The organism is Geothrix sp. 21YS21S-2 (genome assembly GCF_030846775.1).
Lineage (GTDB): Bacteria > Acidobacteriota > Holophagae > Holophagales > Holophagaceae > Mesoterricola.
The window spans coordinates 2722654-2736656 of record NZ_CP132910.1; the positions used below are offsets into that span (position 1 = coordinate 2722654).

10 protein-coding genes are annotated in these 14003 nt (G+C 69.0%); 8 read left to right on the forward strand and 2 right to left on the reverse strand.

What is annotated here, in order from left to right; all coding sequences use genetic code 11:
* Window positions 1-52 precede the first annotated feature (52 nt).
* Window positions 53-1645, forward strand: coding sequence for a pitrilysin family protein (locus RAH40_RS11900; RefSeq protein ID WP_306597752.1), 1593 nt, complete (start codon window positions 53-55; stop codon window positions 1643-1645).
* Complete coding sequence (locus RAH40_RS11905; protein ID WP_306597753.1) at window positions 1645-3111, forward strand: pitrilysin family protein; 1467 nt, start codon at window positions 1645-1647, stop codon at window positions 3109-3111. The genes RAH40_RS11900 and RAH40_RS11905 overlap by 1 nt, the downstream gene beginning before the upstream one ends.
* Here RAH40_RS11905 and RAH40_RS11910 read toward each other — a convergent pair.
* Complete coding sequence (locus tag RAH40_RS11910) at window positions 3099-4250, reverse strand: type IV pilus twitching motility protein PilT (protein WP_306597754.1); 1152 nt, start codon at window positions 4248-4250, stop codon at window positions 3099-3101. The two genes, RAH40_RS11905 and RAH40_RS11910, sit on opposite strands and share 13 nt — an antisense overlap.
* A gap of 204 nt (window positions 4251-4454) precedes the next feature.
* On the opposite strand from RAH40_RS11910, the gene RAH40_RS11915 reads away from it, so the two are divergent.
* The 4 genes from RAH40_RS11915 (at window position 4455) to RAH40_RS11930 (ending at window position 8388) form a co-directional block, all read left to right on the forward strand.
* Complete coding sequence (locus RAH40_RS11915) at window positions 4455-5513, forward strand: YhcG family protein (RefSeq protein WP_306597755.1); 1059 nt, start codon at window positions 4455-4457, stop codon at window positions 5511-5513.
* Window positions 5514-5581: 68 nt separating this feature from the next.
* Window positions 5582-6319 (forward strand): (Fe-S)-binding protein, encoded by a 738-nt coding sequence (locus tag RAH40_RS11920; protein WP_306597756.1) that lies wholly within the window; start codon window positions 5582-5584, stop codon window positions 6317-6319.
* Window positions 6309-7736, forward strand: coding sequence for a LutB/LldF family L-lactate oxidation iron-sulfur protein (locus RAH40_RS11925; protein WP_306597758.1), 1428 nt, complete (start codon window positions 6309-6311; stop codon window positions 7734-7736). Before RAH40_RS11920 ends, RAH40_RS11925 begins: the two co-directional genes overlap by 11 nt.
* Complete coding sequence (locus tag RAH40_RS11930; RefSeq protein WP_306597759.1) at window positions 7729-8388, forward strand: LUD domain-containing protein; 660 nt, start codon at window positions 7729-7731, stop codon at window positions 8386-8388. The genes RAH40_RS11925 and RAH40_RS11930 overlap by 8 nt, the downstream gene beginning before the upstream one ends.
* Here the strand turns inward: RAH40_RS11930 and RAH40_RS11935 are convergent.
* Window positions 8383-9102: a FadR/GntR family transcriptional regulator gene (locus RAH40_RS11935; protein ID WP_306597760.1), complete on the reverse strand. Its 720-nt coding sequence runs from the start codon at window positions 9100-9102 to the stop codon at window positions 8383-8385. The genes RAH40_RS11930 and RAH40_RS11935 overlap by 6 nt on opposite strands.
* A 222-nt stretch (window positions 9103-9324) precedes the next feature.
* On the opposite strand from RAH40_RS11935, the gene RAH40_RS11940 reads away from it, so the two are divergent.
* Entirely contained in the window at window positions 9325-11073 is a 1749-nt protein-coding gene (locus RAH40_RS11940; RefSeq protein WP_306597762.1) for an L-lactate permease, read from the forward strand.
* 87 nt (window positions 11074-11160) lie between these two features.
* A complete protein-coding gene (locus tag RAH40_RS11945; protein ID WP_306597763.1) occupies window positions 11161-13998 on the forward strand; it encodes an FAD-binding and (Fe-S)-binding domain-containing protein in 2838 nt (945 codons plus the stop codon).
* Window positions 13999-14003 lie beyond the last annotated feature (5 nt).

Here is a 14003-nt window from a genome sequence, read left to right on the forward strand (position 1 = left end):
GTTATACGATGTATCCCTGCTTCCCCGCAATCCCGATCCGACCGGAGGTCCCATGGCCGTCTCCAAGGTCCTTGTCAGCGCGCTGGCCGCGGTCCTAGCCAGCTCCCTCCCCGCCCAGCAGCTGCCCATCGTGGAGCGGACCCTCGCCAACGGCATGCGACTGGTGATGGTCGAGCGCCACGATCAGCCCACCATCGCCTTCGGCTGGATGGCCCGCGTGGGCTCCGCCAACGAGCGCCCCGGCATCACGGGCCTGGCCCACCTGTTCGAGCACATGATGTTCAAGGGGTCGAAGACGCTGGGCACCCGCGACGCCAGGCGGGACGCGGAGCTCAACGACCTCCAGGACCGGGTGCAGGCGCGGATGCGCGCCGAGATGAGCCTGCTGCGCGAGCAGCAGCGGCGCGGCGCCATCCCCGACATGATGGATCCGCGGGCCCGCACGCCCCGGCTGGCCAAGCTGATCGAGGAGTACGAGGCGCTGGTCCGGGAGCAGCGCGCCCTGGTGGTCAAGGACGAGATGGACCAGATCTACACCCAGGCCGGCGCCACCGGCATCAACGCCAGCACCAGCCAGGACCGCACCTTCTACATCGTGGGGCTCCCCTCCAACAAGCTGGAGTTGTGGATGTGGATCGAGTCCGACCGCATCGCCAACCCCGTGTTCCGGGAGTTCTACAGCGAGCGGGACGTGATCCTCGAGGAGCGCCGCCAGACCCTGGAGAGCCGCCCCGGCGGCCTCGTCGGCGAGGCCTTCAACGCCATGACCTGGATGGCCCACCCCTACACCTGGGAGGTCATCGGCTGGCCCAGCGACATCGCCCAGGTGACCCGGGAGCAGGCCAACGAGTTCTTCGCCACCTACTACGCCCCCGGCAACCTCACCGCCGTGCTGGTGGGGGACTTCGACGCGGAGAAGGCCGCGGCCATGGCCGAGCGGTACCTGGGCCGCATTCCCGCGGGCCGGAACCCGGTCCCCGAGGTCACCACCCTCGAGCCGCCCCAGCCCGCCGAGCAGCGCATGATCGCCGACGTGGAGACGACCCCCTCCATCCAGGTGGAGTACAAGACCGTCTCCGCCGTGCACCGGGACGCCGCGGCCTTCGCCGCACTGGGCGGGATCCTGGGCGGCGCGCAGGTGTACGGCGGACGCCCCGGCCCGGGCTCCGCCCGGGTCCCCACCGGCCGCCTCCACAAGGCCCTGGTGCTGGAACGCAAGGTCGCCACCGGCGCCAGCGCCGCCTTCCACGGGGAGAAGTACGGCGGCACCTTCGCCCTGCGGGCCACCCCCGGCCCCGGCCACACACCTGAGGAACTGGAGCCCCTGCTCCACGCCGAGGTCGAGCGCATCGCCCGGGACGGCGTCACGCCCGGCGAGCTGCAGCGCTTCAAGAACGCGACCCAGGTGGGCTTCTACACGCGCCTGGAGACCAACTCCGGCATCCGGGAGACCCTGGCCCAGGCGCTCGCCGTGGGCACGGTGCAGGACTTCCAGGAGGCCCCCGGCCGCATCCAGGCCGTCACCGTCGAGGACGTGCAGCGTGTGGCCAGGCAGTACCTCACCCCCAACGCCCGCAACGTGCTGATCACCCACCGCAAGGCGGGCGACGCCAGGCCCCGGACCCAGAACGCGGAGGTGAAGTGATGAACGCCCGGATCGCCCTGGCCCTCGTGACGGCGACCGCCCTGTCGGCGCAGGCCATCCCCTCCCGCCCCGAGAAGCTGGAGTTCGCCCCCATCGTCTTCCGCACGCCCCTGGCCAGGGAACTCAAGGCCAGGCTGAGGAACGGCATCCCCGTCTACCTGGCCCCCGCCGGCAGGGAGGGCACGCCCCTGGTGCGGGTCTCCGTGGCCTGGCGGGGCGGCGCGTACCTGGATCCCCGGGGCCGGGAGGGCCTGGCCAAGCTCTTCGGATCCCAGCTCGTGCAGGGCGGGAGCGCCGCGCTGGAGGCCGCGCAGCTCGAGGACCGCCTGGAGGCCATGGCCGCCACCCTCACCTCCGCCTGCGGAGAGACCACCGGCAGCCTCTCCCTCCAGGTGCTCGACAAGGACCTGGACGCCGGCCTGGAGCTCCTCCTGCAGTCCCTCACCGCCCCCGCCTTCGCCCAGGACCGCCTGGACCTGGCCAAGCGCCAGGCCCGCCAGGCCGTGAGCCGGCGCAACGACGCCGTCACCTCCATCGCCTCCTACCAGTTCAACTTCCTCCTGCACGGGGAGGACCACTTCGCCTCCCGGGAGCCCACCTCCGCGAGCCTGGACGCCCTCACCCGGGAGGACCTCAAGGCCTTCCACACCCGTGTCCTGGACCCCGCGAACCTGGTGGTGACCGTGTCGGGATCCTTCGAGCGCAAGGCGATGCTGGCCAGGCTGGACCGCGCCCTGGGCGCCCTGAAGCCGGGTCCCGGGGCGGCCGCCAAGGTCCCGCCCTCCACCTTCGCCCGCAAGCCCGGCATCTATTTCACCGCCAAGGACGCGCCCCAGGCCATGGTCACCTGGGCCATGCCCGGCCTGCGCCGCAGCGACCCGGACTGGCACGCCGCCTACGTCATGAACCAGCTCCTGGGAGGCCCCGGCTTCACCAGCCGCCTCATGAAGACCATCCGCTCCAACGAGGGCCTGACCTACGGCGTCTATTCGAGCCTGGGCCCGGGCCCCTACTGGCGCGGAGACATCGTGGGCCGCATGCAGACCAAGAACCGCTCCGTGGCCTACGCCCTGCGCCTGGCCCTGGCGGAGATGCATAAGCTCAAGGAGACGGCGGCCCCCGTTGACGAACTCAAGGTCATCCAGCAGGGCATCATCGAATCCTTCCCCAGCCAGTGGCCCGGACGGCAGGCCATCGTCACCCGGTTCGCCGAGGAGGCCCTGCAGGGCTGGCCCGAGGACTGGTGGGCGGACTTCCGGGAGAAGATCCAGGCCGTGACCCCCGCCGACGTGCAGCGCTGCGCCCGGAAGTACCTCGACCTGGACCGGCTCGTGGTCCTGGTGGTGGGCAAGGCCGGCGAGGTCCTGCCCGGGGACCCCGACCATCCCGGCGCCCTGCGCGACGTGGCGCCGCTCCCCTTCACCGAGCTCCCGCTGCGGGACCCCCAGACCCTTCAGCCCAGGTAGCGCCTGATCTCGGAAGGCCGGAAGCAGCGGGCCAGCGCCGTCTCCTCCGAGATGCGCCCGGCCTTGGCCATCTCGGCCAGGCTCTGCTCCATCGTGGTCATGCCGTCGGCGCGCCCCGTGGAGATCAGGGTGTAGAGCTGGTGGTCATCGCCCTTGCGGATGGTGTTGCGCACGGCGTGGGTGGCGTGGAGGATCTCCAGGGCGGGCATCATGGCCCCGGTGCGCGAGGGTACCAGCTGCTGGGCCACGATGGCCGAGAGGGCGAGGGAGAGCTGCTGGCGGATCTGGGGCTGGTTGCTCATGGGGAAGGAGTCCAGGATGCGGCTCACCGCCTGGGAGGCGTCGTTGGTGTGGAGGGTGGAGAACACCAGGTGCCCGGTCTCGGCCGCGGTGAGGACGGTCTGGATGGTTTCCGGGTCCCGCATCTCGCCCACCAGGATCACGTCCGGGCTCTGGCGCACGATGCTGCGGATGGACGAGGCGAAGTCCGGCGCGTCCGGGCCGACCTCGATGTGCTCCACGATGGACTTCCGGCTGGGGTGCACGTATTCCACCGGGTCCTCGATGGTCACGATGTGGTCCTGGCGCTCGGCGTTGACGATGTCCAGGAGCGCGGCGAGGGTCGAGCTCTTGCCCGAGCCGGTGGCGCCGGTGACCAGCACCAGCCCCTGGCGGCCCTCGGCCAGCCTCCGCAGCCCCGGCGGGAGGTTCAGGGACTGGAGGGTCGGGACCTTCAGGGGCAGCAGCCGCAGGCTCCCCGCCACCGTCCCCCGCTGGTAGTGGACGTTCACCCGGAACCTCCCGGTGCCCTTCCAGGTGAAGCAGAAGTCCACGGACCGGTTCCGTTCCAGCTCCTTCTGCTGCGGGGAAGTGAGCAGCGGCACCAGGAGGCGCCGGATCTGGTCCCCCTCCAGCGCCGCGCCCGGGTCCCGCTCCATCCGCCCGTCCACGCGGAACGCCACCGGCGCCCCCGCCACCAGCAGCAGGTCCGAAGCCCCGCGGGAGCGGGCCTGCCGCAGCATGGCGTCCAGCTCCGGCGAGGGCCCGGCCTCCTCGCGCCGCAGCTCCAGGTCCGGGGACTCCAGGCCCTGGTTGAGCTCGGCCACGAGCTTGTTGAGATCCTGACCGGGCTGGGACATGGGGGAGGCCTCCGAAGCCCCATTGGTACAGCCGGGAGGCGGCGCGGGCAAGGGACCTCGCCGAATCGCCTTCCGGAGCGCCCGATGGCCATCCGGGCTCCTTAGGCTCAAGAATTTTTGAATATACAGAGCCGTATTTTTCATGTATGCACCTATGAAAAACTTAGCGTTTTAGCGGCCTTCGCTCCATGGCATCGTGCCCGAATGAAGAACCCGCCGACTCCCCGATCCACCGCCGATTCCGGCATCGCCACCGCCCAGCACTTCAGCCCCATCCTCGACCTCATCCGGCAGTCGCGCAGGCGCGCCCTCCAGGCGGTCAACGCGGCCCTGGTGGACCTCCATTGGGGGATTGGGCGGTACCTCAGCGGGAAGATCCGCGCCGATGGGTGGGGGAAAACCACCGTGGCCGCCCTCGCGGATTGGCTCCTCCACCGGGAACCCGGGCTCCGCGGGTTTTCGGCCTCGAATCTGTGGAGGATGCGGCAATTCTACGAGACCTATGCGGAGGATGAGAAACTCGCGGCACTGCTGCGAGAATTGTCGTGGACACACAATCTGATTGTTTTCAGCAAGTGCAAATCCATTGAAGAAAAGGGGTTCTACCTCAATATGGCAGTGAGGGAGCACTGGGGCACCCGTGAACTGGAACGCCAAATCCAGGGCGCCCTGTTCGAGAGGGTCCTTGCAACCGGTCCCAATCTCTCACCTCCGCTGCGAGAACTTCGCCCCGAAGCGGCCGCCATCTTCAAGGACAGCTATCTGGTGGATTTCCTGGACCTCCCGGAAAACCACTCCGAGAAGGACCTGCAGCGGGGCCTCGTTCAGCATCTCAAGGACTTCCTCCTGGAACTGGGCCGGGACTTCTGTTTCGTGGGCAGCGACTACCTCCTCCAGGTGGGTGGCGTCGACTTCCGCCTCGACCTCCTGTGCTTCCACCGGGGTCTTCAGGCCCTGGTGGCCTTCGAACTGAAGATCGGCGGGTTCGAGCCGGGCCACCTCGGGCAGCTCTCCTTCTACCTGGAGGCCCTCGACCGGGACCACCGCAAGCCCCACGAGGCTCCCAGCATCGGCGTGCTCCTTTGCAAGGACCGGAATGCCGACGTGGTGGAATATTCCCTCAGCCGCACCCTCAGCCCGGCCCTCATAGCGGACTACCAGACCCAGCTTCCGGACAAGGGCCTCCTCCGCGCCAAGCTGGAGGAGTTCTATGAATTGGCCGCCCGGGAGGCCTTGGATCAGCTTCACGATTCCAGGTCTTGAGATGCCGTCTCGCCACCGGCTCCCTTCCGGGTTAAGCTGGGCCACCTTGGTTCGGCCGGAGGGATCCCATGCAGCCCGAGCGCGTGTACTTCTACGGCACCTGTCTGGTGGACCTGTTCTATCCGGAAGCGGGCATGGCCGGGATCCGGCTGCTGCGCCGCGCGGGCGTGGAGGTGCTGTTCCCGGAGGGGCAGACCTGCTGCGGGCAGCCGGCCTTCAACTGCGGCTACCGGGAGGAGGCGCGGGCGGTGGCCCGGGGCCAGGTGGCCCTCTTCCCCCTGGACATCCCCGTCGTGCTCCCTTCCGGAAGCTGCGCGGGCATGATGCGGAACCACTACCCGGAGCTCTTCCACGGCGAGCCCGACGAGGCCCGGGTCCGGGCCTTCAGCGGGCGCGTCTTCGAGCTCACGCAGTTCCTGGTGGATGTTCTGGACGTCCGGCTCGAGGACCTCGGGGAGCCGGTGAAGGTCACCTGGCACAGCTCCTGCCACGCCCTGCGGGACCTGGGCCTCGAGGGCCAGCCCCAGTCCCTTCTCGGCCAGCTGGCCAACGTGGAGCTGGCGCCCCTGGGGCGGGAGCGGGAGTGCTGCGGCTTCGGGGGCACCTTCGCCGTGCGGCATCCGGAGATCTCGGGGTCCATGGCCTGCGACAAGGCCGACGACGCGGTGGCCACGGGGGCCAGCCGGGTGCTCAGCACGGACGGCGGATGCCTCCTCAACGTCCAGGGCGCCCTGGAGGCCAAGGGCGAGGCCCTCCGGGTCCAGCACATCGCCGAATTCCTCTGGGAGCGCACCCATGCACGCTGAGACGGGCTTCCGGGAATCCGCCGCCCAGGCCCTGGGCGACCCCCAGATCCGGGCCAACTTCCGCCGGGCCATGGACGGCCTCATGGCCAAGCGGGCCGCACAGTTCCCCGACCCCGAGGACTTCCAGGCCATGCGCCACCTGGGCACGGCCATCCGCGCCCGGAGCCTGCTGAAGCTGCCCGCACTGCTGGAGCAGCTGGAGGCCAGCTGCCTGCGCAACGGGATCCAGGTGCACTGGGCCCGCACCTGCGAAGAGGGCAACGAGCTGATCCTGGGGCTGCTGCAGGCCCGGGGGGCCACCCGGCTGGTCAAGGGCAAATCCATGGTGTCGGAGGAGATGGGGCTCAACCACTTCCTGGAGGCCCATGGCGTGGAGGCCCTGGAATCGGACCTGGGGGAGTACATCATCCAGCTGGACCAGGAGACGCCGAGCCACATCATCATGCCGGCCATCCACAAGAACAAGACGCAGATCGCCCGGCAGTTCAGCCAGAAGATCAAGGACGCGAAGTACACCGAGGACGTGGACGAGCTCACCGCCCTGGCGCGCAAGGTGCTGCGCCGGAAGTTCTTCGAGGCCGACGCAGGGCTCTCCGGCGTGAATTTCGCCGTGGCGGACACCGGGACCCTCTGCCTCGTGGAGAACGAGGGCAACGGGCGCATGAGCACCCACGTGCCGCCCCTGCACATCGCCGTCATGGGCCTTGAGAAGGTGGTGGAGACCCTGGAGGACGTGGCGCCCCTCTACGCCCTCCTCACGCGCTCGGCGACGGGCCAGGCCGTGAGCACCTACCTCAACCTCATCCGCGGTCCCCGGGGCCCCGGGGAGCTGGACGGCCCCCGGGAGGTGCACCTGGTGATCCTGGACAACGGCCGCTCCCGCATCTACGCCGATCCCCAGCTTCGCGCGACCCTGCGCTGCATCCGCTGCGGGGCGTGCATGAACCACTGCCCGGTGTACACGCGGGTGGGGGGCCACGCCTTCCAGGCGGTGTACCCCGGCCCCATCGGCACCATCCTCACCCCCCAGATGGAGGGGGTGGGCGTCCGCCATGAACTGCTGCACGGCTCGAGCCTCTGCGGCGCGTGCGCCGAGGTGTGCCCGGTGGAGATCCCCATCCCCGAGATCATCGTCCGCCTCCGGCGGGAGGCCACCCACCGGGACGCCGCCTCCGCCGTGGAGGGCCGGGGAACGGGGCGGACCGCGACCGAGGACCTGGCCTGGCGCCTGTGGGCCGCCGTGCTCTCCCGGCCCCGGGTCTACCGGCTCGCGGCCTGGTGCGCCACCCGGTTCCGCCGCCTGATCCCCGGCGGCCTGCCCCTGCTCAAGGCCTGGACCCTGTCCCGGGCCAAGCCGGTGCCCGCCCGGCGCTCCCTGCAGGAACGCGTCCGAGAGGAGGGACTCCCCCATGGCTGACGCCCGCGCCGAGATCCTGGAACGCCTCCGCGCCGGTGGGGGCGGAGAGGCCGTCCCCCTGCCCGACACCGCCGTCCTGGCCCGACGCACCTGGGCGCCCGCGGAACGGATGGCCCGGCTTCGCCGGGGCATGGAGGCCGTGCACACGGAGTTCCTGGAGGCCGCTCCGGGCCAGTGGCCCGGCGTGGTGCTGGGCTTCTGCCGGGACGAGGGCTTCGCCAACCTGCTCTATGGACCCCGATGCGCCGCCGGGCAGGCCCTGGCTGCCGCATGGACGCCCCGGGACCCGGAGCTGATCCCCTACCAGGACCCCGTGGAGTCCTTCAAGGCGACCCTATTCGACGGGGTGGCGGCCGGCTTCACCACGGCCCTGGCGGGGGTGGCGGAGACCGGCGGCCTGCTGCTTGAACCCGGCCCCGAGGAGCCGCGCCTCCTCTCCCTGGTCCCTCCGGTGCACATCGCCCTGCTCCTGGCCTCGGCCATCGAGGACACCCTCTGGTCCGCCATGCGGACCCGCGGCTGGGGCAAGGGCACCGCCCGCAATTCCCTGCTCATCTCCGGCCCCAGCAAGACCGCGGACATCGAGCAGACCCTGGCCTACGGGGTGCACGGACCCAAGCGCCTCGTCGTCGTGCTGGTGAACAACCTATAGGCGCTTGCGGATCTCGCGCTCGGCGAAGGTCACGTGCTCCAGCATGGCCCTGGAGGCCGTCTCGGCATCGTGGGCCTTGATCGCCTCGAAGACCCGGGTGTGCTGGTCGATGATCTTCTGGGCGTTGTTGGGGGTGTCCAGGAGCAGCTGCTGGCTTCCGGCCGACACCGCCTTGCTCCATTCCTCATGGACGGTGCGAAGTAGTTTGATCAAAAGATTGTTATGGGTCGCCTCCGCCACCGCATAGTGGTAGGCTCCATCATATTCCTCTCCTTTTTCAGAGTCTCCCTGCCGGATGCGATCCTTCATCTTTTCAAGGAGCATTCCTATCTGCTCGATCTCCTCGTCCGTGGCGCGTTCCGCGGCCAGCGCAGAAGTGGCGGTCTCGAAGATGCGCCGCACCTCGAACATGTCGAGGAGCGAACCGCGTTCCACCGCCAGGAACATGGCCAGGGGGCGGATCACCTCGTTGGCCGACGCATCCCGGATGAAGGTGCCCTCGCCGTGGCGGATCTCGATGAACCCCAGCATCTCCAGGGACCGGATGGCCTCGCGCACGGATACGCGGCTCACCTGGAGCTTGTCGGCCAGTTCCCGTTCGGACATCAGCTTGTCTCCGGGCTTCAGCGCCCCGCCGGATATGAGCTGCTGGATCTGGTCGGCGATCTCTTCATATATGCGCTTGGTCTTTACGGGAGTGAATTCGATGGCCACGGGGAACCTCGCCACGATCCTAGCAGGCCCAGGGGGCGGGGAACCGGCCCAAAGCATGAATACGATATCTTTGACCCAAACCGAATTGCTGCAATAAATAAAGTTAGAAACCGGACGAAGTTGTCCAAAAATTTGGTGGTAGGACCACCAGACCTTTGGTAGTCTTTCTCGCTCCCCTGATCTTTCTTCCAACCCACCCACTCCTCACCTAAAGGAGGTCCAATGAATTGGACTCAGGTGTACTCGCCCGTAATGGGCAACATCTTCTTGTCGGCCCTCGTGGCCGCCCTGCCCGTGTTCGTGCTCCTGGGCCTGCTGGCCTTCTGGCACGTGAAGGCACATATTTCGGCCCTTCTGGGCCTCGCCACCGCGCTCCTGGTGTCGATCTTCGTCTACCACATGCCCGCCAAGCTCGCGGGCATGGCCGCGGTGAACGGCGCCCTGTACGGGCTGCTGCCCATCGGCTGGATCGTGCTGAACGCCATCTTCATCTATGACATCACCGTGAAATCCGGTGATTTCGAGGTGGTGAAGCACTCCATCGCCGGGATCGCGGCCGACCGCCGCATCCAGGCCCTGCTCATCGCCTTCAGCTTCGGTGCCTTCATCGAAGGCGCCGCGGGCTTCGGCACCCCGGTGGCCATCTCGGCGGCCATGCTCATCGGCCTCGGGTTCCGGCCCCTCCAGGCCGCCGGCCTCGCCCTCATCGGCAACACGGCCCCCGTCGCCTACGGCGCCCTGGGTTCCCCCCTCATCGCCCTCGCCGGCGTGACGGGTCTGCCCCTGGAACTGCTCAGCGCCGCCGCGGGCCGCATCCTGCCCATCTTCTCCCTGGTCGTGCCCTTCTGGATCATCTGGACCATGGCCGGCCGCAAAGCCATGATGGAAGTCTGGCCCGCCTGCCTCACCGCCGGTGCCTCCTTCGCCGTCTGCCAGTTCCTCGTCAGCAACTACCACGGCCCCTGGCTGGTGGACATCGCCGGCGCCATCATCTCCATGGTCTGCACGGTCATCCTCCTCAAGTTCTGGCAGCCCAAGACCCTCTGGCGCTACGAGCATGAGCGCGAGGAAGCCCACGCCGAGATCCCCGACCAGTCCACCGGCAAGGTCGTCAAGGCCTGGATGCCCTGGGTCTTCCTGTCCCTGTTCGTGTTCGCCTGGGGCACCCCCCAGGTCAAGACCTTCCTGAACGGCGGCACCAAGGCCGCTCCCAACTTCCTCTACGGCATCTCCAAGCTCGACTACCCGATGCCCCTGCTCCACATGGCCGTCACCAAGACCCCGCCGGTCGTCGCCAAGCCCGCCAAGGAAGCCGCCGTCTACACCCTGAACTGGCTCTCCGCCACCGGCACCAGCCTCATGCTGGCCGGCATCGCGGGCGGCCTCCTCCTGGGCTTCGGCCCCTGGCAGCTCCTGAAGATCTGGGGCAACACCGTCAAGCGCGTCCGCATCTCCCTGCTCACCATCGCCGCCATGCTGGCGCTGGGCTTCTGCACCAAGTCCGCGGGCCTGGACGCCACCATGGGCCTGGCCTTCGCCGCCACGGGCGCCGTCTTCCCCTTCTTCAGCGCCATGCTGGGCTGGCTGGGCGTGGCCCTCACCGGTTCCGACACCTCCTCCAACGTGCTCTTCGGCGGCCTGCAGAAGATCACCGCGCAGCAGCTGGGCCTCAACCCGATGCTCACGGCCGCGGCCAACACCTGCGGCGGCGTCATGGGCAAGATGATCGACGCCCAGAGCCTCGTCGTGGCTTCCGTCGCCACCCACCAGGAAGGCCAGGAAGGCACGATCCTCCGCTACGTCTTCTGGCACAGCATCGTGCTGGCGGCCCTCGTGGGCATCGTGATCATGCTCTACGCCAAGGTGCTCCCCTCCAGCTGGATGCCCACCGCCCCGGCGCCGGCTCCCGTCGTCACCGTCGCCGCCCCGGCTCCCGCCGTGGCAGCTCCCGTCGCGACGCCCGTCAAGTAGGACGAGTTCGTTTCCGCACGACCGGGTCCTGCCAGCCTCCCGCTGGCGGGACCCTTTTCAGGGCCGCCAGGGCCCGAGGACAGTACAATGACCAACGCCGCCACCCTCCGGGATTCCCTCGCAGCCATCGTGGGCCAGGACCGTGTCCTGGACCGCCCCGTGGACCTCATCGCCTTCGCCTCCGACGCGAGCTTCTACCGGCTGATCCCCAAGGCCGTCGTATTCGCCGGCAACGTCGAGGAGGTCAAGGGCCTCTTCCGGGCCAGCCACGCGCTCCGCATGCCCATGACCTTCCGGGCGGCGGGCACGAGCCTTTCCGGCCAGTCGGTCTCCGACGGCATTCTCGTCGAGGTCGCGCGCAACTGGCGCGGCATCGAGGTGCTCGAGGGCGGCGCCAAGGTCAAGGTCCAGCCCGGCGTCATCGGCGCCCACGTGAACCTGGCCCTGGGCCGGTTCAAGTCCAAGATGGGCCCCGATCCCGCCTCCATCAACACCTGCACGGTGGGCGGCATCCTCTCCAACAACTCCAGCGGCATGTGCTGCGGCGTCGCCCAGAACGCCTACCACACCCTGGACTCCCTCACCTTCGTCCTGCCCTCGGGCACGGTGATCGACACCGCCCGCCCCGATGCGGACGAGGCCTTCAAGGCCGCGGAACCCGCCCTGTGGGAGGGCCTGCTGGCCCTCAAGGCCGAGCTGGAGGCCAACGCGCCCCTGGCCACGCGCATCCGCGCCAAGTACAAGATCAAGAACACCACCGGCTACTCCCTCAACGCCTTCCTGGACTTCCAGCGCCCCGTGGACATCTTCCGCAACCTGCTGGTGGGTTCCGAGGGGACCCTCGCCTTCATCGCCGAGGCGATCCTGAGGACGGTGCCGGACCTGCCGGTGAAGGTCACCGGCTTCCTCATCTTCCCCGACGTCTACGCCGCATGCGCGGCCATCGTGCCCCTGAGGGACGCGGGCGCCGCGGCCCTCGAACTGCTGGACCGCGCCAGCCTTCGCTCCGTGGAGAACCAGGCCGGCATCCCCCCCTCCATCAAGGGCCTGCCCGAGGGCGCCGCGGCCCTGCTGGTGGAGTTCCAGGGCCAGGAGGAGGCGGCCCGGTACGACCTGGAGGCCAGGGCCATCGGGGCCACCGCCGGCCTGACCCTCCTGGAGCCCGCCAAGTTCACCCACAACCCCGTGGAGCAGGCCCTCTTCTGGAAGATCCGCTCGGGCACCTTCCCCTCCGTGGGGGCGGTGCGCAAGCGCGGCACCACCGTCATCATCGAGGACGTGGCCTTCCCCATCGAGAAGCTCGCCGACGCCACCGTGGATCTCACCAGGCTCTTCGCCAAGCACGGCTATGACGAGGCGATCATCTTCGGCCACGCCAAGGACGGCAACCTGCACTTCGTCATCACGCAGTCCTTCAACGACCAGGCCGCGGTGGACCGGTACGCCCGCTTCATCGACGACGTGGTGGAGCTGGTGGTGAAGAAGTACGACGGCGCCCTCAAGGCCGAGCACGGCACCGGGCGCAACATGGCCCCCTTCGTGGAGACCGAGTGGGGCGCCGAGGCCAAGGCCGTCATGGAGAAGCTCAAGGCCCTGGTGGACCCCGAGCGGCTCCTCAACCCCGGCGTCATCCTCACCGCCGACCCCAAGGGCCACCTGGCCGACCTCAAGCCCATGCCCGGGGTGGAGGAGGAGGTCGACAAGTGCATCGAGTGCGGCTACTGCGAACCCAAGTGCCCCAGCCGCGAGCTCACCCTCACCCCCCGCCAGCGCATCGTGGTGCGCCGCGAAATGGCCCGCCTGGAGGGCACCCGGGAAAACCCCGGCCTCCTGGGCTCGCTCACCGAGGCCTTCCCCTACATGGCCCTGCAGACCTGCGCCGTGGACGGCCTTTGCGCCACCGCCTGCCCCGTGGGCATCGACACGGGCCAGCTCACCAAGCGCTTCCGCCGCGCCAGCCACTCCCCCCGCGCCCAGAAGCTCGCGCTCACCGTGGCCCGCAACTTCGCCACCCTCGAGCCCGGAGTCCGCCTGGGCCTGCGCTCCGGCCACATCGTGCAGAGCATCTTCGGCAACGCCGCCATGCCCATGCTCACCCGGATCCTGAAGGCCTTCGGCTGGGCCCACCAGTGGAGCCCGGAGATGCCCAAGGCGGCCAAGGGCAAGCTTCCGGTCACGCAACGCGCCGGCGCCCAGGCCATCTACTTCCCGGCCTGCATCTCCCGCACCATGGGCCACCTGCCCGGGGAGGACACCAGCATCAGCCTCGTCGAGGCCCTCGTCGCCGTTTCCGCCCGCGCCGGGGTGCCCGTGCACATCCCCACCGACGTCGCCGGCACCTGCTGCGGGGTCCCCTTCTCCTCCAAGGGCTTCGACCTGGCCCACACGTTCACCGTGAACCAGGCCATCGAGCGTTTCTGGACCTGGAGCCACGAAGGCGAACTGCCCGTGGTGGTGGACACGTCCCCCTGCACCTACGGCCTGACCACCTGCCGCGCCTACCTCACCCCCGAGAACCAGGCGAAGTTCGACAAGCTCACCATCCTGGACGCCGTGGCCTTCGCCCATGACGTCCTGCTCCCCAAGCTGCAGGTCAAGCGCAAGATCGGCTCGGCCGTGCTGCACCCGGTGTGCTCCCTGACGAAGATGGCCCTCGCCCCCAAGCTCGAGGGCGTCGCCAAGGCCTGCGCCGAGAAGGTGCTGGTGCCCAAGGATGCCGGCTGCTGCGGCTTCGCCGGCGACCGCGGCTTCATGGTGCCCGAGCTCACCGCCTCGGCCACCAAGCACGAGTCCGCCGAGGTCCGCAAGGGCGCCTTCGACGCCCACCTCTCCAGCAGCCGCACCTGCGAGATCGGCATGACCCGCTCCACCGGCTCCATCTACCGCAGCTTCGTCTACCTCCTGGAGGCCTCCACCCGTCCCTGAGGTAG

Coding starts and splice junctions, on each gene's coding strand:
- RAH40_RS11900 (WP_306597752.1), top strand. CDS start 53: ATGGCCGTCTCCAAGGTCCTTGTCAGCGCGCTGGCCGCGGTCCTAGCC.
- RAH40_RS11905 (WP_306597753.1), top strand. CDS start 1,645: ATGAACGCCCGGATCGCCCTGGCCCTCGTGACGGCGACCGCCCTGTCG.
- RAH40_RS11910 (WP_306597754.1), bottom strand. CDS start 4,250: ATGTCCCAGCCCGGTCAGGATCTCAACAAGCTCGTGGCCGAGCTCAAC.
- RAH40_RS11915 (WP_306597755.1), top strand. CDS start 4,455: ATGAAGAACCCGCCGACTCCCCGATCCACCGCCGATTCCGGCATCGCC.
- RAH40_RS11920 (WP_306597756.1), top strand. CDS start 5,582: ATGCAGCCCGAGCGCGTGTACTTCTACGGCACCTGTCTGGTGGACCTG.
- RAH40_RS11925 (WP_306597758.1), top strand. CDS start 6,309: ATGCACGCTGAGACGGGCTTCCGGGAATCCGCCGCCCAGGCCCTGGGC.
- RAH40_RS11930 (WP_306597759.1), top strand. CDS start 7,729: ATGGCTGACGCCCGCGCCGAGATCCTGGAACGCCTCCGCGCCGGTGGG.
- RAH40_RS11940 (WP_306597762.1), top strand. CDS start 9,325: ATGAATTGGACTCAGGTGTACTCGCCCGTAATGGGCAACATCTTCTTG.
- RAH40_RS11945 (WP_306597763.1), top strand. CDS start 11,161: ATGACCAACGCCGCCACCCTCCGGGATTCCCTCGCAGCCATCGTGGGC.